This window comes from Microbacterium xylanilyticum, from assembly GCF_054654695.1.
This window is the reverse complement of record NZ_BAAIEN010000002.1, coordinates 2,070,498-2,094,330: the sequence shown is the minus strand read 5'-3', so window position 1 is coordinate 2,094,330 and position 23,833 is coordinate 2,070,498. Positions and strand designations below refer to the sequence as shown.

Annotated in this window: 27 protein-coding genes and 2 pseudogenes; 19 read left to right on the top strand and 10 right to left on the bottom strand. The window is 67.1% G+C overall.

Annotated features, from left to right (window positions below):
* Positions 1–17: 17 nt before the first annotated feature.
* From ACYQ1L_RS10660 to ACYQ1L_RS10650, 3 genes are read right to left on the bottom strand one after another with little or no spacing between them, the layout of a single operon-like run.
* Positions 18–2,300, bottom strand: a complete 2,283-nt coding sequence (locus ACYQ1L_RS10660) for a heavy metal translocating P-type ATPase (protein WP_460004131.1) — start codon at positions 2,298–2,300, stop codon at positions 18–20.
* Positions 2,297–2,632: a heavy-metal-associated domain-containing protein gene (locus tag ACYQ1L_RS10655; RefSeq protein ID WP_460004130.1), complete on the bottom strand. Its 336-nt coding sequence runs from the start codon at positions 2,630–2,632 to the stop codon at positions 2,297–2,299. The genes ACYQ1L_RS10660 and ACYQ1L_RS10655 overlap by 4 nt, the downstream gene beginning before the upstream one ends.
* A gap of 52 nt (positions 2,633–2,684) precedes the next feature.
* Positions 2,685–2,969: a metal-sensitive transcriptional regulator gene (locus tag ACYQ1L_RS10650; protein WP_292720608.1), complete on the bottom strand. Its 285-nt coding sequence runs from the start codon at positions 2,967–2,969 to the stop codon at positions 2,685–2,687.
* A 178-nt stretch (positions 2,970–3,147) separates the two neighbouring features.
* On the opposite strand from ACYQ1L_RS10650, the gene ACYQ1L_RS10645 reads away from it, so the two are divergent.
* The 8 genes from ACYQ1L_RS10645 (at position 3,148) to ACYQ1L_RS10610 (ending at position 9,643) form a co-directional block, all read left to right on the top strand.
* On the top strand, positions 3,148–3,603 hold the full coding sequence (locus ACYQ1L_RS10645; RefSeq protein WP_460004129.1) for a DUF6153 family protein: 456 nt from the start codon (positions 3,148–3,150) through the stop codon (positions 3,601–3,603).
* Between the two features lie 311 nt (positions 3,604–3,914).
* Positions 3,915–4,232: a transposase gene (locus ACYQ1L_RS10640; RefSeq protein WP_460002273.1), complete on the top strand. Its 318-nt coding sequence runs from the start codon at positions 3,915–3,917 to the stop codon at positions 4,230–4,232.
* Between the two features lie 5 nt (positions 4,233–4,237).
* A complete protein-coding gene (locus ACYQ1L_RS10635) occupies positions 4,238–5,179 on the top strand; it encodes a transposase (RefSeq protein ID WP_460005739.1) in 942 nt (313 codons plus the stop codon).
* Between the two features lie 153 nt (positions 5,180–5,332).
* Entirely contained in the window at positions 5,333–6,958 is a 1,626-nt protein-coding gene (gene resB, locus ACYQ1L_RS10630; protein WP_460004128.1) for a cytochrome c biogenesis protein ResB, read from the top strand.
* On the top strand, positions 6,955–7,935 hold the full coding sequence (gene ccsB, locus ACYQ1L_RS10625; RefSeq protein ID WP_460004127.1) for a c-type cytochrome biogenesis protein CcsB: 981 nt from the start codon (positions 6,955–6,957) through the stop codon (positions 7,933–7,935). Before resB ends, ccsB begins: the two co-directional genes overlap by 4 nt.
* 19 nt (positions 7,936–7,954) lie before the next feature.
* Positions 7,955–8,221 carry a hypothetical protein gene (locus ACYQ1L_RS10620; RefSeq protein WP_460004126.1) on the top strand — a complete coding sequence of 89 codons (267 nt, stop codon included), beginning with the start codon at positions 7,955–7,957 and terminating at the stop codon, positions 8,219–8,221.
* A gap of 106 nt (positions 8,222–8,327) precedes the next feature.
* Complete coding sequence (locus ACYQ1L_RS10615; protein WP_460004125.1) at positions 8,328–8,924, top strand: TlpA family protein disulfide reductase; 597 nt, start codon at positions 8,328–8,330, stop codon at positions 8,922–8,924.
* Positions 8,921–9,643 carry a cytochrome c biogenesis CcdA family protein gene (locus ACYQ1L_RS10610; protein WP_460004124.1) on the top strand — a complete coding sequence of 241 codons (723 nt, stop codon included), beginning with the start codon at positions 8,921–8,923 and terminating at the stop codon, positions 9,641–9,643. Before ACYQ1L_RS10615 ends, ACYQ1L_RS10610 begins: the two co-directional genes overlap by 4 nt.
* A 52-nt stretch (positions 9,644–9,695) precedes the next feature.
* Here ACYQ1L_RS10610 and ACYQ1L_RS10605 read toward each other — a convergent pair whose 3' ends face one another.
* Positions 9,696–10,853 (bottom strand): polysaccharide deacetylase family protein, encoded by a 1,158-nt coding sequence (locus tag ACYQ1L_RS10605; RefSeq protein WP_460004123.1) that lies wholly within the window; start codon positions 10,851–10,853, stop codon positions 9,696–9,698.
* A gap of 106 nt (positions 10,854–10,959) precedes the next feature.
* On the opposite strand from ACYQ1L_RS10605, the gene ACYQ1L_RS10600 reads away from it, so the two are divergent.
* Positions 10,960–11,325 (top strand): ArsR/SmtB family transcription factor, encoded by a 366-nt coding sequence (locus ACYQ1L_RS10600; protein ID WP_460004122.1) that lies wholly within the window; start codon positions 10,960–10,962, stop codon positions 11,323–11,325.
* A 2-nt stretch (positions 11,326–11,327) separates the two neighbouring features.
* Here ACYQ1L_RS10600 and ACYQ1L_RS10595 read toward each other — a convergent pair whose 3' ends face one another.
* Positions 11,328–11,507, bottom strand: a complete 180-nt coding sequence (locus tag ACYQ1L_RS10595) for a hypothetical protein (protein ID WP_460004121.1) — start codon at positions 11,505–11,507, stop codon at positions 11,328–11,330.
* A 36-nt stretch (positions 11,508–11,543) separates the two neighbouring features.
* On the opposite strand from ACYQ1L_RS10595, the gene ACYQ1L_RS10590 reads away from it, so the two are divergent.
* The 3 genes from ACYQ1L_RS10590 to lgt all read left to right on the top strand — a co-directional run bounded on the left by ACYQ1L_RS10590 (position 11,544) and on the right by lgt (position 14,765).
* The gene (locus ACYQ1L_RS10590) at positions 11,544–12,443 is read left to right on the top strand and encodes a cation diffusion facilitator family transporter (protein ID WP_460004120.1); all 900 of its coding nucleotides are present in this window, start codon (positions 11,544–11,546) and stop codon (positions 12,441–12,443) included.
* Between the two features lie 16 nt (positions 12,444–12,459).
* Positions 12,460–13,710 carry an MFS transporter gene (locus tag ACYQ1L_RS10585; protein WP_460004119.1) on the top strand — a complete coding sequence of 417 codons (1,251 nt, stop codon included), beginning with the start codon at positions 12,460–12,462 and terminating at the stop codon, positions 13,708–13,710.
* A gap of 107 nt (positions 13,711–13,817) precedes the next feature.
* Entirely contained in the window at positions 13,818–14,765 is a 948-nt protein-coding gene (gene lgt / locus ACYQ1L_RS10580; RefSeq protein WP_460004118.1) for a prolipoprotein diacylglyceryl transferase, read from the top strand.
* Between the two features lie 149 nt (positions 14,766–14,914).
* Here the strand turns inward: lgt and ACYQ1L_RS10575 are convergent, their stop codons facing one another.
* Entirely contained in the window at positions 14,915–15,268 is a 354-nt protein-coding gene (locus ACYQ1L_RS10575; RefSeq protein ID WP_460004117.1) for a metalloregulator ArsR/SmtB family transcription factor, read from the bottom strand.
* A gap of 82 nt (positions 15,269–15,350) precedes the next feature.
* On the opposite strand from ACYQ1L_RS10575, the gene ACYQ1L_RS10570 reads away from it, so the two are divergent.
* On the top strand, positions 15,351–16,673 hold the full coding sequence (locus ACYQ1L_RS10570; RefSeq protein ID WP_460004116.1) for an FAD-dependent oxidoreductase: 1,323 nt from the start codon (positions 15,351–15,353) through the stop codon (positions 16,671–16,673).
* A pseudogene (locus ACYQ1L_RS10565) lies at positions 16,670–17,182 on the top strand (N-acetyltransferase family protein). Before ACYQ1L_RS10570 ends, ACYQ1L_RS10565 begins: the two are co-directional and overlap by 4 nt.
* Positions 17,183–17,203: 21 nt before the next feature.
* Here ACYQ1L_RS10565 and ACYQ1L_RS10560 read toward each other — a convergent pair.
* Positions 17,204–17,878 (bottom strand): arsenate reductase/protein-tyrosine-phosphatase family protein, encoded by a 675-nt coding sequence (locus ACYQ1L_RS10560; RefSeq protein ID WP_460004115.1) that lies wholly within the window; start codon positions 17,876–17,878, stop codon positions 17,204–17,206.
* A gap of 77 nt (positions 17,879–17,955) precedes the next feature.
* On the opposite strand from ACYQ1L_RS10560, the gene ACYQ1L_RS10555 reads away from it, so the two are divergent.
* The 5 genes and pseudogenes from ACYQ1L_RS10555 (at position 17,956) to ACYQ1L_RS10535 (ending at position 21,537) form a co-directional block, all read left to right on the top strand.
* Positions 17,956–18,372 (top strand): arsenate reductase ArsC, encoded by a 417-nt coding sequence (locus ACYQ1L_RS10555; RefSeq protein ID WP_460004114.1) that lies wholly within the window; start codon positions 17,956–17,958, stop codon positions 18,370–18,372.
* Positions 18,369–19,019 carry an arsenate reductase ArsC gene (locus tag ACYQ1L_RS10550; protein ID WP_460004113.1) on the top strand — a complete coding sequence of 217 codons (651 nt, stop codon included), beginning with the start codon at positions 18,369–18,371 and terminating at the stop codon, positions 19,017–19,019. The genes ACYQ1L_RS10555 and ACYQ1L_RS10550 overlap by 4 nt, the downstream gene beginning before the upstream one ends.
* A 53-nt stretch (positions 19,020–19,072) precedes the next feature.
* Positions 19,073–19,714 (top strand): annotated as a pseudogene (locus tag ACYQ1L_RS10545) (aquaporin); the annotation flags it as partial.
* 39 nt (positions 19,715–19,753) lie between these two features.
* On the top strand, positions 19,754–21,148 hold the full coding sequence (locus ACYQ1L_RS10540) for an FAD-dependent oxidoreductase (RefSeq protein WP_460005803.1): 1,395 nt from the start codon (positions 19,754–19,756) through the stop codon (positions 21,146–21,148).
* Positions 21,145–21,537 carry an arsenate-mycothiol transferase ArsC gene (locus ACYQ1L_RS10535; RefSeq protein WP_460004112.1) on the top strand — a complete coding sequence of 131 codons (393 nt, stop codon included), beginning with the start codon at positions 21,145–21,147 and terminating at the stop codon, positions 21,535–21,537. Before ACYQ1L_RS10540 ends, ACYQ1L_RS10535 begins: the two co-directional genes overlap by 4 nt.
* A 117-nt stretch (positions 21,538–21,654) precedes the next feature.
* On the opposite strand, the gene ACYQ1L_RS10530 is transcribed toward ACYQ1L_RS10535, so the two are convergent.
* From ACYQ1L_RS10530 to ACYQ1L_RS10520, 3 genes are read right to left on the bottom strand one after another with little or no spacing between them, the layout of a single operon-like run.
* Positions 21,655–22,509 carry a cation diffusion facilitator family transporter gene (locus tag ACYQ1L_RS10530; RefSeq protein ID WP_460005802.1) on the bottom strand — a complete coding sequence of 285 codons (855 nt, stop codon included), beginning with the start codon at positions 22,507–22,509 and terminating at the stop codon, positions 21,655–21,657.
* 59 nt (positions 22,510–22,568) lie between these two features.
* Entirely contained in the window at positions 22,569–23,510 is a 942-nt protein-coding gene (locus ACYQ1L_RS10525; RefSeq protein ID WP_460005739.1) for a transposase, read from the bottom strand.
* A gap of 5 nt (positions 23,511–23,515) precedes the next feature.
* Positions 23,516–23,833, bottom strand: a complete 318-nt coding sequence (locus ACYQ1L_RS10520; protein ID WP_460002273.1) for a transposase — start codon at positions 23,831–23,833, stop codon at positions 23,516–23,518.

Below are 23,833 nucleotides of genomic sequence, written 5' to 3'. Positions count from 1 at the left end.
GTTCTTCTCCAAGGTGTTCAGGTACGGGCGTGGACGGTGTTGCGGGTGGGTGCCGTTGTGGTTGCCTCCGGGGCAGGCAAGGGTCGGAAGCTGCGGAGTCGGAGGCTGTTGGTGACCACGAACACGCTGCTGAACGCCATCGCGGCGCCGGCGAGGATCGGGTTGAGCAGCGCGAGCATCGCGACCGGGATCGCGGCGATGTTGTACGCGAACGCCCAGAACAGGTTCCCCTTGATCGTGCCGAGGGTGCGGCGGGCTAGTCGGATCGCATCCGGCACCAGCACCAGATCTCCGGAGACGATGGTGAGGTCTGCGGCGGTGATGGCCGCGTCCGTGCCGGTGCCCATCGCGATCCCCAGGTCCGCAGCGGCAAGGGCCGGCGCGTCGTTCACGCCGTCGCCCACCATCGCGACCACCTTGCCCGCGGCCTGCAAGTCACGGATGGTGTCGAGCTTGCCCTTGGGGGTAACCCCGGCGCGGACATCGTCGATCCCGGCTGCCTCGGCGATCGTGTGCGCGGCACCGGGATTGTCACCCGTGAGCAGGATTGGGGTCAGCCCGAGACTGCGAAGTCGGGCGATCGCATCGTGGCTGGTGGGTTTGATGGTGTCGGCAACACTGATCGTGCCTCGCACCTGCCCATCCCAGGCGACAACCGTTACTGTCGCCCCGGCCGCCTCGTCGATTGCAATCGCAGCGCTCAGCTCCTCGGGGATCGGTAGTGCCCACTGGGCGGTGATCCAGGAGGCCCGACCGGCGACGACCAGATGGCCATCGACGATGCCCCGCACTCCCTGCCCGGGCTCGGCTGCGAACGACTCCACCGCACTGACAACGCGGGTGGCCGAGCCGGTGATCGCACGGCCGATGGGGTGCTCGGAGCCGTGCTCAACGGCGGCGGCGAACTGGAGCAGTTCAGCCATGTCGGTACCCGCGGCGGCATTGCTGCCCGTGATCGTCATGGTGCCAGCGGTGATGGTGCCGGTCTTGTCCAGCGCGACGGTGTCGACACGGCGAGTCTGTTCGAGCACCTGCGGGCCGCGAATGAGGATGCCCAGTTGAGCGCCACGGCCGGTGCCGACCAGCAATGCGGTCGGTGTGGCGAGCCCCAGTGCGCAGGGGCAGGCGATGATCAACGTCGTCACTGCGGCGGTGAAGGCGATCTCAGGGCCGGCCCCTGCCATCAGCCAGCCAGCGAAGGCGATCAGGGCGAGGGCGATGACGACGGGAACGAAGATCGCGGACACGCGGTCGGCGAGGCGCTGCGCCTGGGCTTTGCCCGTCTGTGCTTCTTCGACGAGCCTGGCCATGCGGGCCAATTCAGTGTCGGCGCCAACACGAGTGACCTCCACCAGCAGGCGCCCGCCGGTGTTCACAGTCGCACCGACCACGCGGGAGCTGGGGCCGACCTCGACCGGGACCGACTCGCCGGTGAGCATCGACTCATCGACTGCCGAAACTCCCTCAGTGACCAGACCGTCCGCGGGGATCTTCTCTCCGGGTCGTACCACGACGATGTCGCCGGGGACGAGCTGACCGACCGGGATGCGCAGCTCGGCGCCAGCACGGATGACGACGGCATCTTTCGCTCCGAGCTCGAGCAGCGCTCGGAGCGCTTCGCCGGACTGCCGCTTAGCCCGGATCTCGAGGTAGCGGCCGAGGAGGATGAATACGGTCACCAAGGAGGCGACTTCCAGGTAGATCTCGTGGCCACCCGCCTGCGGGATACCGACGAAGGTGACGCTCATCGTCATGCCCGGCATCCCTGCCCCGCCGAAGAACAAGGCGTACAGCGACCAACCGAACGCGGCGAGCACACCCAGGCTGATCAGCGTGTCCATGGTTGCCGCTCCGTGCCGGGCGTTGATCGCCGCGGCGCGGTGGAAAGGCCACGCCCCCCACACAACGACGGGAGCGGCCAGCGTGAGTGCGAGCCACTGCCAGTAGGTGAATTGCAAGGCGGGGATCATCGACAGCACCGCGACGGGCACCGCCAGCACCGCCGAGATGATCAACCGGTGCCGCAACGACGCGAGCTCAGCGTCCTGCGGGGCTGCCACCCGCTCGTCGTCGGAGGCAGCGGGAGGAGCCGGGACGGATGCCTCGTACCCTGCCTGCTCGACCGCCGCGATCAACTGCTCCACGGCGACCTGGCCCTCGGCATGAACCCGGGCCTTCTCGGTGGCGAAGTTCACCGTCGCCTGAACCCCAGGCAACTTGTTCAACTTCCGCTCCACCCTGTTCGCGCAGGACGCACACGTCATCCCGATGATGTCGAGATCGACGTCGACGGTGCTCATGAGGCGGGGGCGAGGCTGTACCCGGCCTCCTCGACCGCCGCCCGCACCTGCTCCGCGTCCACCGGGGCCCCGCTCGACACCGTCACCGTGGAAACCCCGCCCGCGTGCAGGTCCACCGAGACTTCGGAAACCCCCGCGATCGCGGAGATCTCCTCGGTGACGCTGCTTACACAATGCGAGCACGTCATCCCGGTCACGAAGAACTGTGCCGACTCGGCCGCCGTGGGCGTGCCGGCTTCTGTCGGTGCCGCGCTCTGAGTGGGGCTGCAGCACGCGCACCCTCCGCCGTTCGTCGCCTGCAGACCGAGGTCCTTGATTCCCTGTTCCGTCATGATGAGCTCCCTTCGCGAGCTGTCCAAAAAAATAGGTTTGTCTTGTGTTCGTCTAGGAGCGGACCAGACGCGCGATCGCGGAGTTCGCCTCTTGCAGCTTCTCTTTCGCGACGGGTCCGCCTTCCGCCGTCGCCTGCGCAACGCAGTGTCCGAGATGGTCTTCCAGTAGCGTCAACGCAACCGATTCCAGCGCTTTCGTTGCCGCCGAGACCTGGGTCAGGATGTCGATGCAGTACACGTCCTCATCAACCATTCGCGCGATGCCACGCACCTGCCCCTCCGCCCGACGCAGTCGCGCCAGCAGAGCCTGCTTGTCATCCACATATCCGTGAGCCATCTCCACCCCTCTCTGCATACCCAGTAGGGGTACAGTGTACCTCAATACCCAGTAGGGGTACCGCGTATCTGTGCGGTCGGCCCGAGCGTGAGCGCCCCCCAACCATCTGACCGATGGAGCTGGTTGGCATGTCGCTCGAAGGGGGCGGCGGTAGACTGCGTCCTGAAGGAGCGTCAGAGTGAGAGCATTTCGGACGGAGTTCCGCCCACGGGGCTCGTCGCGTCGACGCACTTTGCTCTTGCTGATCGCCGTCATCCCTCTGATCGCCGGGATCTTGGCGATGCACTCGCTCGGCCTGGAAGAAGACCAAGCCAGTCTGGCCACGCCTACCGTGTCCGCTGTATCGGTGACGGGGTTGCACTCTCATGCCACGGAAGGGACGTCGACCCCCGTCGCTGTCCCCGAAGCGTGCGGGTCCGTCTTCTGTGACGGTCCTCGAGCGATGACGGCAGTGGAGTGCATTCTCGCACTCGCGTCGGCTCTGTCGCTTCTCATGTTGATTGGCCGATCACGGGGCGACACGCTTCTCGCCGTTGCGAGAGGCTCCGGTCTGGTGTCGGCGGCACCCCCGCGCGATAGCGTGACACGCGCCCCTGCGCCTTCGTTGACGGTGCTTTCCGTCAGTAGAACCTGATCAGCGACGTCACCCATTCTCGGGTGATCACCGCGTAGTTTCGGCGCCCGGCGTCTTCTAGACGGCCGTGGCTTGCCGATCTCTCGGGCCCGGCAGCGTCTCGCGCCGTGCAGTGATGCTCTCGCATGATTCCAGGGCGTGGTGACACGCCTCGGAGACATGCTGCCCGGCGTCCCAACCGCTCCGTGCCAGGACGCGCTCCCGCTGGCGGGAGATCACTCGCACGCGCAGCACCCCGACACGTGCCTGCGTGTCGCGCGTCAGACTTTGTGGCAGGACGATTGATTGAGTCCTGAGCGGAGTGTTTGACGATGGGTAGACCACCAGTGATCCCGGTGGAGAAGAAGACGAGGATCGTGCTGAGCATCCTCGCCGGCGAGATGACGATCGCTGAAGCGGCTCGGCGTGAGAAGGTCAGCGAGCAGTCGATCGGCCGGTGGAAGGCGGACTTCCTCGAGGCTGGCAAGACCGGCCTGGCCGCTGGCAAGACGGGGCCGTCGACCCGGGAGCAGCAGCTCGAGGCGGAGGTCGCCGATCTGACCCAGGCGCTGGGTGAGGCGGCCGTCGAGATTCGGGTGTGGAAGAAGAGTGCGGAGGGCCGGTTGGGCCCTTCGAGGACCTCGAGGTGATCCGCATGGAGGCGGGCATGTCGACCTCGAGGTTCTGCCGCCTGATCGACATGCCCGAACGCACCTGGCGGCGCTGGCAGGCCAAGGCGAAGCAAGACCGGCCGACGAAGGGGCCCTGGCCGCAGCCTGCAAGGGACGCCGCCCGCCCGCTGGTGACGGGGCATGCGTTGGCGAAGCCGGCGTGGGGGCATCGGAAGATCTGGGCGCTGACTCGGCACGACGGTCACAAGGTGTCGCAGGCGACCGTGCTGCGCCTGATGCGCGATGACGGGCTGATCCTGCCGTCGGAGTACCAGAAGCAGCGCCGCGAGCTGGCAAAGGAGCGGAAGGCAGCGTTCGCGCGGAACCCGACCGGACCGAACCAGGTCTGGCAGCTGGACTTCAGCGAGTTCGAGACCACGACCGGTGGGACCTGGCGGATCGCGGGGTGCCGGGACTGGTACTCGAAGCTCGAGTACCCGTTCCACGTGTCGCCGACCGCGAACCAGTACGACGCGATCGCCGCGATCGAACTCGCCCTCGCCGACTACGAGCAGATGTTCGAGCACCCGCTCGTCGACGAATGTCAGGTCGATGAAGAGACGGGTGAGGTGCTGCCGGTGGTGACGATCGTCACCGACAACGGCGGCCCGTTCCGGTCGCTGAACTTCGAGCTGTTCATCATGCGGCACCCCGAGCTGCGGCACGTCCGCACGAGGGTGCGCTCGCCCGGGCAGAACGGGTCACGCGAACGCGGGTTCGGGACGCTGAAGTACGAGCGATTGTTCCTCGATGAGATCCCCGACGCCTTGACGCTGATCGAACGCGCCGAGGACTACCGGGTCGAGTACAACACCGAGCGGCCGCACGAGGCGATCGCCTGGAACAGGCCGATGCAGGTGCACCTGGGCCTGGCCGACCCCACCATCCCCACCTTTGAAAGAGAAGAAATCCTGCCAACTACTTGACGCGGGACATGCGCAACCTCACCAACCATGAACTCTCGAGCGTAGGAACCTGAATGCTCACCCCCATCACCTTCACCCTCGCCGCGCTGATTCTGATCGCACGCCTCGGCGCGGCCATCACCTTCCGGTTCTCGCTCGAGGGGAAGGCTCTCCATGTCGACAACGAATGAGCGAGCGCACACCGACGCCGGCCTGCCTTCCGGGCACGTCGCGGGGGAGGACGAAGTAGCGGGGCCGAGTCTGACGATCGGCGGTTGGGCGCGGTGGGGTTGGCGGCAGCTCACCTCGATGCGGACCGCGCTGGTGCTGCTGCTTTTCCTGGCCCTGGCTGCAGTGCCCGGCTCGGTTGTCCCGCAGCAGTCCTCTGACCCGAATGGCGTCATCACATTCGATCGGGACAGCACCGGGTGGGCGTGGGCGGTGAGCCTCTTTCAGCTCCATGACGTGTTCGGGTCGACATGGTTCTCCGCGATCTACCTCCTGCTGTTCATCTCGCTGGTTGGCTGTGTCATCCCTCGGATCCGGCATCACGCCAGAGCTCTTCGCGCATCGCCGCCGGACACGCCCCGCAACCTGTCCCGACTCGCAGCGTACGGCCGCACGCACCATCAGACGAGAGGGGAGACCGACGTCTTGCAAGCGGCTGAACAGGAACTACGGCGCCAGCGCTATCGCGTGGTCCGGGTATGCACGGAGACAGAGCAGTCCATTGCCGCTGAGCGAGGGTACCTCCGTGAAACGGGGAATCTCTTGTTCCACATCGCCTTGTTGGCGATTCTGCTGGTCCTCGCGATCGGGAGCGGCTTCAGGTTCACGGGACAACGCGTCCTGGTCGAGGGACAAACTTTTGCCAGCACTCGAATCGCTTACGACTCATTCACCGCCGGCCGCTTTGTCACCGACGCGCAGATCCCGAAGTTCGCGCTCACTCTGAACAGCTTCCGGGTGGGGTACGTCAGCGACAACCTCAATGCGCTCGGGATGCCGCGAGACTTCGACGCCGCGGTCACCGTTGAGAGCAACAGCCGCAAACAGAAGGCGGACATCCGGGTGAACGATCCGATGCCTGTGGACGGCACCGACATCTTCCTACTCGGGAACGGCTACGCGCCGACAATCACGGTCCGAAACCCCGCGGGGGCCGTCGTGTTCAGCGACTCGATTCCGTTCCTCCCGCAAGACTCGAAGCTGACCAGCCTCGGCGTCATCAAGGTCCCCGACGGTCTTGCGAAGCAGGTCGGCATGATCGGGCTCTTCTATCCCACGCATGCCAGAACACCGGCTGGTGCCTCCTACTCGAGCTATCCCGACCTCCTCGACCCGGTCGTCTCCCTCGACGTCTACGTCGGAGATCTCGGCCTCAACAGCGGCGTACCCGTATCCGTGTACACGCTGGACACGTCTCGCCTGACGAAGGTGGCCGGCCGCGGCACAGCGACGCCCGGAATCCAACTGACCCCCAACGTTCGTCAACCGCTCCCGAACGGCCTCGGCTCGATCGAACTGACCACAATCCCGCGGTTCGCGTCACTGGACATCGCATATGACCCCACCCAGGGCCCGATGCTTGCTGCCGTCGCGGCCGCCGTTGCCGGGCTTGCCCTCTCACTGTTCGTGCCACGACGACGGGTCTGGGTACGCACAACCCGCCGCGACCACGGCGCCGACATCGAAATCGGGGCACTCGCCCGCGGTGACGACCCGCGCCTACAACCCATCGTCGATGCCTTCATCGCCCGACTGCACACCACGCTTGACAACAAAGGAGACCGCGCATGACGTCCTATCTTGAATCGCTCTCGCTTCTGATGGTGTACTCCGCGATCACCATCTACGCGGCCGCGTTCGTCGCCTACACGATCGATCTCGCGCGCCGCACTGCCCCGGTCAACCTGCCCGTTCCCGAAGTCGCCGCAGTCGGCGCGCAGACCCCGGCGCGACGAGCCACCTACACCGAGCCCGACACGACGGACCGCGTCGACTCGGAACCCCGAGCGGACCGTGCGTCTAAGGCGGCGCGCGCCGGATACGCGCTCACCGTCCTCGGGTGGGTGTTCCAGGTCGCAGCGACCGTCCTCCGCGGAGTCGCCGCGGACCGCGTCCCCTGGGCCAACATGTTCGAGTTCTCGCTGACCGGGACCGCGCTCATCATCGCCACCTTCCTCATCGTTTCGATGCGAGTGCGCCTCGCCTATCTCGGAGCAGCAGTACTCGGCCTGGTCGTGCTCTTGCTGGGCGTCGCGACCGTGAGCTTCTACGTCCCCGTGGTGCCGATCATGCCCGCCCTGCAATCTGCGTGGCTGGTGATCCACGTCATGATCGCTATGCTCGCAACCGCATTCCTCGGGCTCGCGTTCCTCGTCAGCACGCTGTACCTGGTCAAACACCGTGGTGAACGGTCGCGGGGGCCGCGCGTCAAACGTCTCCTCGACACCGTCCCGACCACTGAGAACCTGGACCGCCTCGCCTACCGGCTGACGATCATCGGCTTCATCCTCTGGACATTCACGCTCATCGCCGGCGCGATCTGGGCCAGCCGCGCATGGGGCCGGTTCTGGGGATGGGACGTCAAAGAAGTCTGGACCTTCATCGTCTGGGTCCTCTACGCCGCCTATCTCCATGCCACCGCCACACGCGGTTGGCGAGGCGCCAGGGCGGCCTGGCTCTCCATCGTCGGCTTCGCCGCAGTCGTGTTCAACTTCGGCATCGTCAACGTCTTCTTCAGTGGCCTGCACTCCTACTCCGGCCTCAAATAACCAGGAAAGGAACCTCACCATGGCTCGCACACCCAGCAACCCGCCCGCGCCGAACGACCAGGCTGCCCGCTGGCGACGACACCGAAGGATCGTCCTCATCGGGAAGATCATCATGGGGATCGGCGCCGCCGTCGCTCTGGTCCACTGGCTCGCTCACCTGGAGATCTTCGGCCCCGGCCAACCGCCGGGCTGGCTCGACCTCGTCGCCGGCTACCCGACCGGAGTGCTGCTGATCATCACGGGAGCAATCTTCGCCGGCCGCAAAACACCCACCGCCCGTTCATGAGGACTGAACGCATCCACATCCACACCTCGGCTCCTCAAGGAGAGCAATGAAAAAGCTACCCCAACGGGTTCTCTCGCGAGGCACCCACACTCGCCGACCGAGATTAGTGGTATCGATCCTCACCGTCGGGCTTTCCGCCCTTCTTGTCTTGACCGGATGCACCACCAGCCGCCCGTCCGGCTTGGAACCGCTGCAGAGAAGCGGAACCACCGGATACGCATCCGGCGATGACACCATCGTGGAAGTCCCCGCGGCGAAACGCGATGCCCCGGTCACCTTCGCGGGACCGCTCGAGCGTGGCGGAAACGCAGACTCCACCACCTGGCTCGGCTCCGTTGTCGTCGTCAACTTCTGGTACGCCGCCTGCGGGCCCTGCAGGGCGGAAGCTCCGGACCTTCAAGCACTGAACGAGCGATTCTCACCCGAAGGTGTCGTCTTTGTCGGCGTCAATGTCCGAGACAGCTCAGGGACAGCGATGTCGTTTGAGAAGGAGTTCGGTGTCACCTACGCGTCAATACTCGACGTCAACTCCGGCGCCGTTCAATACGCGTTCTCCGGGAAAGCAGCACCGAACGCCGTTCCCACGACACTCGTCCTCGACCGCACAGGACGTATGGCGTCCCGCATCTTGGGGCAGCTCCCTTCCCGCGGCACGCTTGCAGCACTGATTCAAAGTGCGCTGAGCGAGGGCGCCACCAAGTGACCACCGTTATCGCCAACGGGCAGCTCTGGGCAGCAGTCCCGCTCGCGCTCTTTGCCGGACTCGTGTCCTTTGCATCGCCCTGCGTGCTGCCACTGGTCCCGGGTTACCTGGGGTACGTGACGGGAACCTCGACGACAACAAGCCGGTGGCGCCCCGTCGCCGGAGCGGGACTGTTCACCATCGGCTTCTCCCTGGTCTTCATCGCCTATGGTGCCGCATTCGGTGCCGTCGGAGGGTGGTTGATCCGGTGGCAGGACGCACTCACACGCGCCCTCGGCGCCATCGTCCTCCTCATGGGACTCGTCTTCATCGGTCTGTTCCGACCACTTCAGCGCAGCGCGAAAATCTCCTTCAAGCCCCCCACCGGGGTAGCGGGTGCACCTCTCCTCGGCCTCGCATTCGGCCTCGGCTGGACCCCCTGCCTTGGCCCGACGCTCGCTGCCATCTCCGCTCTCAGCCTCACCACCGCCTCCGCCGGGCGAGGTGCCGTCCTTGCAATCGCCTACTGTGTCGGCCTCGGGCTCCCGTTCATCCTTGTTTCGGCCGGTATGGGGTGGGCCACCACCACAATCGGATTCCTGCGCCGGCACGTCAGAGCGATCAACTTGGTCGGCGGTGCAACCATGATCGGAGTCGGCGCGCTCATGATCACCGGCGCCTGGACGATGCTGATGTCATGGGTGCAGACCCTCATCGTGGGGACTGTACTGCCAATCTGAGGCGGCTAAGCGCCGGTTGAACTGGGGAACCAAAGTGACAGGTTTGGACTTGTCAACCGATCACGCGTTTCAGATCGTCGGCGGTGTCACCGTAGTTGACGCGGACCACGGGGAGTTCAAGCTTCGGTGTACCGATCTTCACCATCCCGTACTCCGTGGTCCGCGCCAGAGGGAATCCGGCCTTCGTCACGCCTTCCTCGGCGGTCGAGTTGTAGTGGCCGAACGGATAGGCGACCACTTCCTTCGTGCCGAGGATCTGCGCCGACTTCTCCAAGTCGGCGGCGACCTCGTCGGCGGACAGGTTCACCATCCGGCCCTTGCCGTTGTCCCCGGCGCGGTGCATGTCGTTGGTATGCGACCGCTGGAGAACGTAGGGGGAGGGGGATCCTTCCTGTCGTGTGCTGGTGATCACGAACGAGGTTGCGAGCAGCTTGTCCGCCGTCACGACCGGGACCGCAAGTTGGAACCATGTTGGCTCGTTGTCGTCGTCGGTGATGATCAGCGAGTGCTGCGGCAGGAACAGCTTGCCGTCGATGAACGCGTTCAGCTCGTCCCAGGTGGGCAGGTAGAACTTCGAGCTCGCGATATACGCCATCTGCGCCTTGAAGTCCTCGATGTAGATGTAGTTCCCGTGCAGCCAGTTGTCTTCGCCGCCGGGCTTGGTGGTGAACCAGTGGTACATCAGAATGGGGATCTTCGCCGCCGTCGCGGTGTTCTGCTCGGGCGAGGTCCAGGCGGCGTACAGGGTGCGCTGATGATCGCTGCAGGCGGTCAGCTGCGACCCGTTCACCCGGTCGGTCTGTACCTGCGCCTGCGCGGCCTCGGGGGTCGGGTACCAGCCGGCGAACACGGATCCGGCGCGCTCCGGGATCGGCAGCCCGGTGTACAGCACACCCTCGGTCTGCAGCATCGGCGCCTGGGTGATCCCGTCACCCTGGAACGACACCGCGCACGCTTTCGCCGGGTCGACGGCGGTCTTCAGCAGCGCCTGCACGGGGGAGAGCGGGGTCGGCTTAGGCGTCTCAGTCACGGGCGTTGCACCCGTCTCCGGCTTGGAGGATCCGGACCACGCGTGCAGGGCGGTCGTGGCGACGACTGCGACCAGGGCGACGGCGAGCAGGGCGACAACGGCGACGGCGATCCAGCGTCGGCGAATCACGGCGCGGGACGAACCCTTCGGGTGCGACCGTGCGCGCGATCCTCCAGACATGAAGGCGAGCATACGGGACAGGCATTCGCCTGCGCCGTACGCCTAAGCATGGCCAGCAACCGGTGTCCTCGACCGATGTCGAGCACGAGTATGCAATAATCTGCGTATGGACGCAGATACGCAACTATGCGGCTTGGACCCGGACAGTCAGTACGTGGAACTCGCTGTCGAGGTGTTCGGGCTTCTCGCGGACGCGACGCGGGTCCGGATCATCCTGGCGCTTCGCCGCCACGATGAGCTGTCGGTGAACCATCTCGCGGACATCGTGGACAAGTCGGCGGCCGCGGTGTCGCAGCATCTGGCGAAGCTGCGGATGGCGCGGATCCTGGCGACCCGGCAGGAGGGCCAGCGCGTGTTCTACCGGCTCGCGAACGAGCACGCCGCCCAACTCGTCACCGACGCGATCCTCCAGGCCGAGCACTCCCTGGGAGACAGTCCCCGTCACCACGTCGCGGAGCGAGAAGAAGCATGAGTTCACACGACCACGCCCACCCGGGCGAATCTGCACACGACCACCGTCCCGCGTACAGCGACCACGACCACGACCACGACCACCGCCACGACCACGACCACGACCACGGCCATTCCCACGACCACGGCCCTTCCCACGGCCATGGCCCTTCCCACGGCCATGGCGACCACGATCACGCGCATCCCACTGGGTTCAAGGGTTTCCTGTACGGGATCTTCGTGCCGCATTCTCACGATGCCGCGGAGTCGATCGATGATGCGATGGCGGCGCACTCGGAGGGAATCCGGGCGCTGAAGATCAGTCTCGTGATCATGCTCGCCACGACCATACTGCAGGCCGTGATCTTCGCGTTCTCCGGCTCGATCGCGCTGCTCGCCGACACGATCCACAACTTCTCCGACGCGCTCACCGCCGTCCCGCTGTGGATCGCGTTCGTGCTCTCTCGCCGTGCCGCGACCCGCCGCTACACCTATGGGTTCAACCGTGCCGAGGACCTTGCCGGGCTGTTCATCGTCCTGATGATCGCGTTGTCCTCGGTGATCGCGGCCTGGGAGGCAATCGACCGGATCCTGCACCCGCGGCCTATGGTGAACATCGGCTGGGTGATCGCGGCCGGGATCATCGGTTTCCTCGGCAACGAGGCCGTCGCCGTCTACCGCATCCGCGTGGGTCGCAAGATCGGATCCGCGGCGCTGGTCGCCGACGGCGTGCACGCCCGCACCGACGGGTTCACGTCCCTCGCCGTCGTCGCCGGCGGCATCGGCGTGCTGCTCGGCTTCCCGCTCGCCGATCCGATCGTTGGGCTGCTTATCTCCGTCATGATCGGCGTGCTCCTGATCGGGACGATCCGTTCCGTCGGACGCCGGCTCATGGACGGCATCGAACCGGAACTCGTCGACCGCGCCGAGCACGCCCTCAGCCACCTTCCCGAGATCGAATCGGTGCAACAGCTCAGGCTGCGGTGGGTCGGCCACCGTCTGCACGGCGATGCGGTCGTCCGGGTGGGATCGATGAGCTTGGCCGACGCGGACCGTCTGTCCGCCGAGGCCGAGGCCGTGGTGAAGAGTCACATGCCGAACGTCGACGAGATGATCATTCGCGTCGTGCCCGCGGCCTGAGGATCACGCCACGGCGATGCCCTCTCCTGTCCCGATTCCGGAGGTACCCGCGTCGTCGCCGAGGAGCCTGCTGCGACCGTGGCATTTCATCGTCGTGTTCGGGATCGTCAGTCTGCTTGCGGACATGGTCTACGAGGGGGCGCGGAGCATCATCGGCCCGTATCTTGCCACTCTCGGCGCGTCGGCAACCGTCGTCGGAGTCGTGGCGGGAGCCGGAGAGTTCATCGGGTACGGGTTGCGGGTCGTCACTGGCTACGCCGTGGTCCGCACCCGTCACTACTGGACCTGGACCATCCTCGGATACGCGCTCACCGTGCTCAGCGTTCCCCTCATCGGCGTCACGGGGACTCTCGCACCCGCCCTGCTGCTGTATGGTACGGCGCGTCTCGGCAAGGCTGTGCGGTCTCCCGCCAAGGACACGCTGCTCTCTCACGCGTCGGCGAGCACGGGGCGAGGAAGCGCGTTCGGCGTGCACCAGGCGCTCGACCAGACCGGAGCGGTTCTCGGGCCGCTGCTCCTCGCCGCCGTGCTCGGCTGGCGCGACCGCGACTATGCGCTCGCGTTCGGAGTGCTGATCGTTCCGGGCGTCCTCGTCCTCGCCCTGCTGTTCTGGCTGCGCCGCAGAGTCCCCGACCCGGTCGTCTACGAATCCCCCCGGCACGACGGTGCGGCACAACAGGCCGTCCCTGGGGCGGCACCTGCGACCGGGCTGTCGACACCGCGCACACTTCCCGGGAGGTTCTGGCTCTACGTCACCGCGGTGGGGATCCTGTCCGCCGGGGTCGCGTCCTTCCCCCTTCTCGCGTTCCATGCGCAGTCGCGTGGCCTGCTCACCGATGCGCAGGTGCCGATCCTCTTCGCGGCGGCGATGCTCGTCGACGGTGCGAGCGGGCTCGTCATGGGGCGCGCTTACGACCGATTCGGTCCGCGCACCCTGCTTCTCGTCCCCATCGCCGCGGCCGTCTCCGCCATCGCCTTCACTCAGAACGCCGCACTCATCTGGGTTGGCGTCGCCGTCTGGGGCATCGTCAACGGCACCCTCGACTCCACCGTCAAGGCGGTCGTGACCGAGCTCGTCCCGTCTGCCTCACGCGCGATCGCTTTCGGGTGGCTTGCCTTCCTCCGCGGCGTGGGGCTCCTCATCGCCGGCGCCGTACTCGGCTTCGCCTACGACCAGGGCACCACGATCGTGATCATCACCACGCTAACCGCCAACGCCGTAGGGCTGATCGGGCTCATCCTGGTGATCCGCAAGGTGTCATCGTGATCACGTATCAGCGGTCATGGCTGCCCACATTCTCAGCCTCACCCATACCCGCGCCGCGTATTCTGAGCCGGTTCCGGCCCCGGGGCGAACACACCGAAGGATGACCAGTGAGAACCAGCATTCCCAGCCCGCCGTCCTCGTGGGCGCAGTTCCAGATCGGTCCGCTGACCATCCATGCCTACGCACTGTGCATCATCGCAGGCATCATCGCGGCGACGCTCATCCTGGGCCGCCGCTTGAAACGGCGCGGCATCGAACCGGGGTTCGCCGTCGACATCGCGATGTGGTCCGTGCCTCTCGGGATCGTCTGCGCACGTTTCTACCACGTGTTCACGCACGTGGGCGACTACTTCGCGCCCGGTGACAACCTCTGGAACGTGTTCGCGATCTGGGACGGCGGGAACGCCCTGTACGGGTCACTGATCGGCGGCGCCGTCGGCATCTGGATCGCCTGCCGCCGCGCCCACGGCCGGTTCTGGAGCATCGCAGATGCCCTCGCCCCAGCTCTGCTTGTCGCCCAATCGCTGGGGCGCCTGGGCAACTACTTCAACCATGAGTTGTTCGGCCTCCCGACAACACTGCCGTGGGGCCTGCAGATCGAGTCCACCAACGCGAAGTTCCCGCCCGGGATGCCCCCAGGGACGCTCTTCCAGCCGCTGTTTCTGTACGAGATCATCTGGAACCTGCTCGGCTTCGCCCTGATCCTGTACCTCGAGCGCCGGCTCACGCTGCAGTGGGGCAAGGTGCTGGCCACCTACCTCATCTGGTACGGGGCCGGGCGGGCCTACCTCGAGTCAATCCGCATCGACCCGTCCAGCATCGGCTACCTCGGGATACCCGCGAACGTATGGGCGTCGCTGGCGGCCGTCGCCCTCGGCATCGTACTGTTCGCCATCCAGACCAAGCGCCACCCCGAAGCCGAACCTTCGCCGTTCACCGGAGAGTCCCGGGTGGCGCTGCACGCCACTGATCAGCCGAACATCGAAGCCGACAACGGCGGCAAGTCCGCCCATGATCGCGGGGCGAGGGGAAATGCGCCCAGCATTACAGGGTGACCCGACGGGAACGGACTCCTGGCGATCTGAGCAGTTTCCAGGCCGATTCGACGATGGCCCCGGGGATTGCGGCACCGACCTCAAGAGGGGGCATTGGAGCGCCCTGATCACTCTCGCCGCAACGGATCCCGCGATCACCCAGCCGCCGGTTAGGCCGATTCGAGGATAGAAGCGACCTCGCCCAGTGCGTCCGGCACGAGGCGGTAGTACGCCCAAATCCCCCGCTGGGACCGCGTCAGGAAACCGGCCGTGGTGAGGACCTTGAGGTGGTGCGAGACGGTCGGTTGCGACAGTCCAACCGGGTCGATCAGGTCGCAGACGCACGCTTCCTGGTCGGCGCTGGACGCGACGATCGACAGCAGCCGCAATCGCGCCGGGTCCGCGAGGGCCTTCAGCCGGACGGCGAGCTGTTCCGCGTCCTGCTGGCCGAGGGGTTCCTTCACGAGCGGCGCACAGCACGCCCCACTGGCGGAGACGTCGGTGACCTCGAGCAACTGGACCATGCATCGATACTAGTCGATATTGACAGGTGTCGATAGATGCGCTCATACTTGCATCGATGTTCATCGATATGAGGAGTTTCTGATGGTGACGATGCTGGATCTCACTCCCCGGACGGCCGTGTCGGATCGGCTGGCGACGCTGCCGGTGGTGATCATCGGCGCGGGCCCGATCGGTCTTGCTGCCGCGGCGAATCTGGTCGAGCGGGGCATCGACTTCACGATCCTCGAGGCCGGGGACCGGGTCGCGGACTCGGTCCAGCTCTGGGGCCACACCCGCTTCTTCTCCCCCTGGAAGCACCTGGTCGACCCCGCGTCACGCCGTCTGCTGGAGGCCGCCGGGTGGGTGCTGACGGCGGCGGAGGGGCGGGCGCCGACCGGGCAGGAGCTCGTCGACGACTACCTGGCACCGTTGGCGGATCTGCCGGAGATCGGGTCGCGGATCCGGTTCGGCCGGCGGGTGATCGCGGTGTCCCGGGAGGGCATGGACCGCACCCGGACGGCCGGGCGTGCCCAGGCCCCGTTCCTGCTGCGCGTCCAGCACACGGGCGGACGGCTTGAGGAGGTCACGGCGCGGGCGGTGATCGACGCGTCCGGCACCTACACGACCCCGAACCCTCTCGCCTCCTCGGGCCTCGTCCCGCTCGGCTTCGACCAGGTCGCCGACTGTGTTCTGCACGCCCTCCCCGATGTTCTCGGGGTGGATCTGGCCCGGTTCGCCGGCAAGCACACGGTCGTCGTTGGCGCCGGGCATTCGGCGGCGAACACGCTCATCGCGCTCGGCAGGCTTGCCCGGGACGAGACGGGCACACGGGTGACGTGGGTGATCCGGAACCCGTCCGCGATCCGGGTCTCGTCGTCACCGGATGACGAGTTGCCGGATCGGGCGAAGCTCGGCACCCGCACCGAACGGCTCGTCGCGTCCGGGGTCGTGTCGGTGGTCGACTCGTTCGAGATCTCCCGCGTCGAGCCCGCAGGCTCCGGGATCCGGCTGGTCGGCACCCGACGCGGTGAACCGGCGATGGTGGACGCGGACGTGGTCGTGAATGCGACCGGGTTCCGCCCCGACTTGGACATGCTCCGTGAGGTCCGGCTCGAGCTGGACGAGATCGTCGAGGCCCCGAAGCGGTTGGCGCCGCTGATCGACCCGAACCTGCACTCCTGCGGGACGGTCGAGCCGCACGGGTTCCGGGAGCTCACGCACCCGGAGCAGGGGTTCTTCATCGTCGGGATGAAGTCCTACGGCCGCGCCCCGACGTTCCTGCTCACCACGGGGTACGAGCAGGTCCGCTCGGTCACCGCCTGGATCGACGGCGACGTCACCGCGGCGTCCCAGGTCGCTCTGGTCCTGCCGGCGACGGGGGTCTGCTCCACCGGTGACAGCGCCGGCGATTCCTGCTGCTCATGACGCGGATTCGCCCGATGGTTCCCGGCGATTGGGAGCGGGTCGAGGAGATCTTCGCGGCCGGGATCGCCGGCGGTGAGGCCACGTTCGAGACCCGCACCCCCACCTGGGAGCAGTTCGACTCCGGCAAGATCCCCGCACCGCGCCTCGTCGCCACCAACGAAGACGGGATGGCCATCGGCTGGGCCGCGGCCTCCCGGATCTCCACGCGAGACGCCTACCGAGGGGTGATCGAGCACTCCGTCTACATCGACCCCACCCACCAGGGCCAGGGGGTCGGGCGGGCGCTGCTGGCAGCGTTCGTCAACGCGGCCGAAGAAGCCGGCTACTGGACGGTTTAGTCGAGCATCTTCCCGGAGAACACCGCGAGCCTGCGCCTTCACGAACAGGCCGGGTTCCGGGTTGTCGGCACCCGGGAACGCATCTCCCGCTCCCTGCTCGGCCCGCACGCCGGTCAATGGCGGGACACGGTGCTCATCGAGCGGCGCTCCACCCGCAACGGCACCGACTGACCCGCCGGGGCGGTCTCACATTCAGGCGAGGGCGAGAATGCGCGGCGCGAGCTGGTCGACGCGACGGCGGAGGTCCTCGAACGCCGCCTCGAACGCGGCATCCGTCCCGACACGGACGGGGTCTGGCACGGACCAGTGCACGATCCCGGCCGGGTATTCCTCATGGGCGCGGTCGCAGACGGTGATGATGAACGCCCCGTCCATGTCGACGTCGTCGACGAGCCGCGGCACCGCACCGGTGAGGTCGAGCCCGTGACGGGCCGCGGTCGCGATCGCACCCGGAGCGACCCGCTCGGCGGGGTGAGTGCCGGCAGACTGCGCCGGCACCGAGCTGACCGTGTTCCACAGCGCCTCCGCGAGCTGGGAGCGGGCGGAGTTCGCCGAGCAGACGAACACCACCCGATCCGCGCCCGCCGCGGCGAACGATCCGAGACCGAACAGTGCGCCGGGCACGAGCCGCACATAGCTGCGCCGTTTGTCGCCTTCGGAGCGTCCGCGGGTGATGATCCCTTCCCGCTCGAGCACGCCGAGGTGATGCGCGAGCAGGTTCGACGGCACGCCGAGCTCTTCACGCAGCTCGGTCGGCGACAGGTCCCCATAGGTCAGCATGTCCAGCATCCGCAGCCGCGCCGGATCCGCCAGAGCCGCGTGCTTGCGGGCCCGCTCCTCCACCGAGAAAATTCGCTCACTGTTCATTGCCTCAATCTTGACTGAGCTATAGTCGATTCGTCAAGCTGGACATGACTCAGCGATCCCGAGGAGAGGACCCGACCATGGCTGACATGCCCACCGTGTTGTTCGTCTGCGTTCACAACGCCGGCCGGTCCCAGATGGCCGCCGGCTACCTACAGCACCTCGCCGGGGACCGGATCGAGGTGCTCTCGGCCGGGTCCGCGCCGAAGGATCAGATCAACCCGGTCGCGGTCGCCGCGATGGCCGAGGAAGGCATCGACATCGCCTCCAACGCCCCGAAGCTCCTCACAGTCGAGGCGGTGCAGGAGTCGGATGCGGTGATCACAATGGGCTGCGGTGATGCCTGCCCGATCTTCCCGGGCAAGCGTTACGAGGATTGGGTGCTGGATGACCCGGCCGGGCAGGACGAGGCCACGGTCCGCCGCATCCGGGACGAGATCCGCGCCCGCGTCGAGACCCTGATCGGCGAGCTGCTCCCCGAGGAGAGTGCGGCATGAACGCGCAGGGCGGGTTGCAGTCCGCGGATGCGGTGCTGCACCGGGCTGCGGAGCGGCTCGCGCAGCAGTTCACCGGGATGGTCGGTGAGGAGACGGTCGAGCGGGTCGTGTTCGAGTCCTACACGACCCTGGGGCGCACGGCAACGGTCACCTCTCTGCTGCCGACGTTGGCGGAGAAGTTCGTGCATGACCGGCTGGTCGCTCTCGCGCAGTCCCGCGGGCAGGTCGCCAAGACGGTCCCGGAGATCCTCTACGTCTGCGTCCAGAACTCGGGCCGGTCTCAGATGGCCGCGGCGATCACCCGGCAACTCGCCGGTGACCGCGTCCACATCCGCTCCGCCGGCTCCCAGCCCGCGGCCGACCTGCTCCCCGGTGTCGTGACGGTGCTCACCGAGGCGGGGATCGACCTCACCGGTGAGTTCCCGAAGCCTCTCACCGACGATGTCGTCCGCGCGGCCGATGCCGTCGTGACGATGGGATGCGGGGACGCCTGCCCGCTCTATCCCGGCAAGCGCTACCTGGACTGGCATCTCACCGACCCGGAAGGGCTCGACCTGGACGGGATCCGCACCGTCCGCGACGAGATCCAAGAGCACGTCGAGCAGCTGCTCACCGAACTCCTGCCGTCGACGGGCACCGCCTCATGACCGCCCGCCCTACCCTTGCCCGTCGGGCCCTGGCCTAGTTCCTCGGCACCGGCCTGCTGGTGACCACCGTGGTCGGGTCCGGGATCGCGGCGCAGCGCCTGTCCGCCGATGTCGGGCTGCGGCTGCTGGAGAACTCGACAGCGACGGTGTTCGGTCTCGCGGTGCTGATCCTGCTGCTCGGCCCGGTCTCCGGCGCGCACTTCAACCCCGTTGTCTCCGCCACAGACGCGCTCCTCGGCCCCCGCACCGGCACCGGCCTCCCCGTCCGGGACCTGGTCGTCTACATGGCCGCGCAGGTGCTCGGCGGGATCGGTGGGGCGGTGCTCGCGAACCTGATGTTCCAGGTCCCCACCGCGATCGCCACCACAGAGCGGGTCACGGCGGGGACGCTGCTGGGCGAGGTCGTCGCGACCGCGAGCCTGGTGCTACTGATCACCGGCCTCACCCGCACCGGTCGATCCCTGCCGGTGATCGCCGCCGCGGTCGGCGCTTACATCGGCGCGGCCTACTGGTTCACATCGTCGACGTCGTTCGCGAACCCGGCCGTCACGATCGGTCGGGTGTTCACGGACACGTTCGCGGGCATCGCCCCCGCCTCGGTCCTGCCGTTCCTTGCCGCGCAGATCGTCGGCGCTGCGGTCGGCGCCGCCGCAGCCGTCCTGCTGATCATCACCCCCGCCCCCGGTCAGTCCGCACACCACAACCGCGGCCGCCGCTTCGAAGGAGTCTCTCGCATGACCCATATCGCCGTGATCGGCGGCAGCGATGCCGGCATTTCCGCTGCCCTGCGCGCCCGGGAGCTCGACCCGACCGTCGAGGTGACGGTGGTCGTCGCGGACGCCTACCCGAACTACTCCATCTGCGGGATCCCCTACTACTTCACCGGCGAGGTCGCCCCCTGGCAGTCCCTCGCTCACCGCACCCACGCGGACCTGGAAGCCACCGGCATGCAGTTCCGGTTGAACACCCTCGCCACCGGCATCGACGTCGCCGGTCGCCGTCTCACCGTCCGGGACCAATCCGGGGTCGAGTCGACGATCGCCTACGACGAGCTCGTGGTCGGCACCGGCGCGCTCCCCTCCCACGCGGGCATCGCCGGGCTCGACCAGCTCGGCCCCGTAGACGGTGTCCACGTCATCCACTCCATGGGCGACACCTTCGCCCTCGACCAGCACCTGACCGAGAGGAACCCCGCCTCGGCGATCATCATCGGCGCGGGATACGTCGGCCTGGAGATGGCCGAAGCGTTCGCCGCCCGCGGCATGCGAGTCACACAGCTGCAGCGCGGCCGTGAGGTCCTCTCCACCCTCGACCCCGAACTCGCCGGCCTCGTCCGCGCCGAACTCGAAGAGCACGGCGTCGAGGAGGTCCACACCGGAACCCTCGTCGCCGGCGTCGAGAAGACCCCGGCCGGGCTCGTCGTCACCGGCACCCGAGACGGGGAGACCGTCACCCACACGGCGGACCTGGTCCTCGCGGTCGTCGGCGTCCGCCCGAACACAACTCTCCTCGAAGCGGCCGGAGCGTCGCTTGGGGCGGGTCGGGCGGTTGTCGTCGACGAGCAGATGCGCACCGGGCTGCCGCACGTGTTCGCCGCCGGCGACGGTGTCATTACCCACCACCGGCTCCTGGGCACCACCTACCTGCCCCTCGGCACCACCTCCCACAAGCAGGGTCGCGTCGCCGGCGCGAACGCTGTCGGCGACCAGGCCCGGTTCGCGGGGTCGGTCGGCACCCAGGTCGTGAAGGTGTTCGACCTCGTCGCCGCCCGCACCGGCCTGCGCGACCAGGAAGCCGCGACCGCCGGCTACTCCCCGGCGACGGTCCAATCGGCTGCGGACGATCACAAGCGCTACTACCCGGGCGCGCAGCCCATCACCTTCCGGATCACGGGCGACACCACCACCGGTCGTCTCCTCGGCGCGCAGCTGGTCGGGAGGCTCGGCACCGAGACCGCGAAACGCGTCGACACATTCGCGACCGCCCTGCACGCCGGCCTCACCGTCGCGGAGATCTCCGACCTCGATCTCTCCTACACACCACCGCTCGGATCCCCCTGGGACGCCGTCCAGGCCGCCACCCAGGCCTGGACCCGCTCCCTCCCCGCACTGCTTGGAGCACCCGCATGAGCACCCCCACTGTCCTGTTCCTCTGCCAGCACAACGCCGGACGCTCCCAGCTCGGCGCAGCCCTGCTCGAGATCCTCGCCCCCCGCCAGTTCACCGTCACCTCCGCCGGCACAGCGCCCGCCGATGCGGTCAACCCTGCGATCGCGGCGACGATCGCTGAACTCGGCCTCGACATCAGCGACCGGATCCCCCGCGCGGTCACACCCGACGATCTCGCGGCCGCGGACATCGTGATCGCGATGAAACCCGGACTCTCACTGCCCTCGGCGCCGGCAGGTCGGTTCCTCGAGTGGTCGTTCCCCGACCCGGCCGACTGGACCCCAGACAACGTCCGCCCGCTCCGCGAAGCCGTCGCCAGCCGCCTTCGGGAACAACTTCTGACCAACTGAGCCACTCCGTTCATCCCTGGATCAGATCGCCACTTTCCAGGCAGATCCGGACTCGGACCGCACCGAGGCCGGACATTGGGCAGTGCTCCCTCTCAACCATTGCGATTGACGCCTGTTCTAGCGAGGCCAAGTCCCGTTCCGAACGCTGACGAGGAACTCGTCGACGTTCGGCAGATGTGAGTGGATACTGGCCTCGGCCTGCTCGCGGACATCGGTACGCTCTGGAGCTGCGGTGATGATCGCGTCGCCTTCGAGGCGGTGGCCGACCAAGCGCAGCCGGATCCGTTCCACGCGTTCGATCCCGTCGACATGCTCCAGGGCGTGTTCGGCGCGGCTGAGGAGGTCGGGTTCGATCGCGTCCATGAGACGGCGCCCGATCGATCGGATCGTGCCGAGCAGCAGGATGAAGATCGCGATCGAGATGACGATACCGACGACCGGATCGGCAAGCGGGAAACCGAGCAGAACTCCGACCCCGCCGATCACGACAGCGAGAGACGTGAACCCATCGGTTCGGGCATGGACCCCGTCGGCGACGAGGGCTGCGGATCCGATCCGGCGGCCGATACGGATCCGATAAATCGCGACCGCCTCATTCCCGACGAAACCGATGAGCCCGGCGACGATCACCCACCACACGTTCTGCAGCGGCTGCGGATGCAGCAGCCGGTCGATCGACTGCCAGGCCGCGACCACCGCAGACAGCAGCACGACGAAGACAATGAACAGGCCCGCGAGGTCCTCGGCACGTCCGAACCCATACGTGTATCGGCGAGTCGCGGCACGGCGGCCGAGAACGAACGCAACCCACAGCGGGATCGCGGTGAGCGCGTCAGAGAAGTTATGCACCGTGTCTGCCAGCAACGCGACCGATCCACTGAGGAAGAACACCACCGCCTGCAGGATCGTCGTGACGAGCAGAATCACCATGCTGATGATCAGCGCCCGCACGCCCTCGTGGCTGGCCTCCATCGCGTCGTCGATCGAGTCCCCTGCGTCATGCGTATGCGGCACGAACAGCCTGTCCCGCGTCAAGTAGTTGGCAGGATTTCTTCTCTTTCAAAGGTGGGGATGGTGGGGTCGGCCAGGCCCAGGTGCACCTGCATCGGCCTGTTCCAGGCGATCGCCTCGTGCGGCCGCTCGGTGTTGTACTCGACCCGGTAGTCCTCGGCGCGTTCGATCAGCGTCAAGGCGTCGGGGATCTCATCGAGGAACAATCGCTCGTACTTCAGCGTCCCGAACCCGCGTTCGCGTGACCCGTTCTGCCCGGGCGAGCGCACCCTCGTGCGGACGTGCCGCAGCTCGGGGTGCCGCATGATGAACAGCTCGAAGTTCAGCGACCGGAACGGGCCGCCGTTGTCGGTGACGATCGTCACCACCGGCAGCACCTCACCCGTCTCTTCATCGACCTGACATTCGTCGACGAGCGGGTGCTCGAACATCTGCTCGTAGTCGGCGAGGGCGAGTTCGATCGCGGCGATCGCGTCGTACTGGTTCGCGGTCGGCGACACGTGGAACGGGTACTCGAGCTTCGAGTACCAGTCCCGGCACCCCGCGATCCGCCAGGTCCCACCGGTCGTGGTCTCGAACTCGCTGAAGTCCAGCTGCCAGACCTGGTTCGGTCCGGTCGGGTTCCGCGCGAACGCTGCCTTCCGCTCCTTTGCCAGCTCGCGGCGCTGCTTCTGGTACTCCGACGGCAGGATCAGCCCGTCATCGCGCATCAGGCGCAGCACGGTCGCCTGCGACACCTTGTGACCGTCGTGCCGAGTCAGCGCCCAGATCTTCCGATGCCCCCACGCCGGCTTCGCCAACGCATGCCCCGTCACCAGCGGGCGGGCGGCGTCCCTTGCAGGCTGCGGCCAGGGCCCCTTCGTCGGCCGGTCTTGCTTCGCCTTGGCCTGCCAGCGCCGCCAGGTGCGTTCGGGCATGTCGATCAGGCGGCAGAACCTCGAGGTCGACATGCCCGCCTCCATGCGGATCACCTCGAGGTCCTCGAAGGGCCCAACCGGCCCTCCGCACTCTTCTTCCACACCCGAATCTCGACGGCCGCCTCGCCCAGCGCCTGGGTCAGATCGGCGACCTCCGCCTCGAGCTGCTGCTCCCGGGTCGACGGCCCCGTCTTGCCAGCGGCCAGGCCGGTCTTGCCAGCCTCGAGGAAGTCCGCCTTCCACCGGCCGATCGACTGCTCGCTGACCTTCTCACGCCGAGCCGCTTCAGCGATCGTCATCTCGCCGGCGAGGATGCTCAGCACGATCCTCGTCTTCTTCTCCACCGGGATCACTGGTGGTCTACCCAT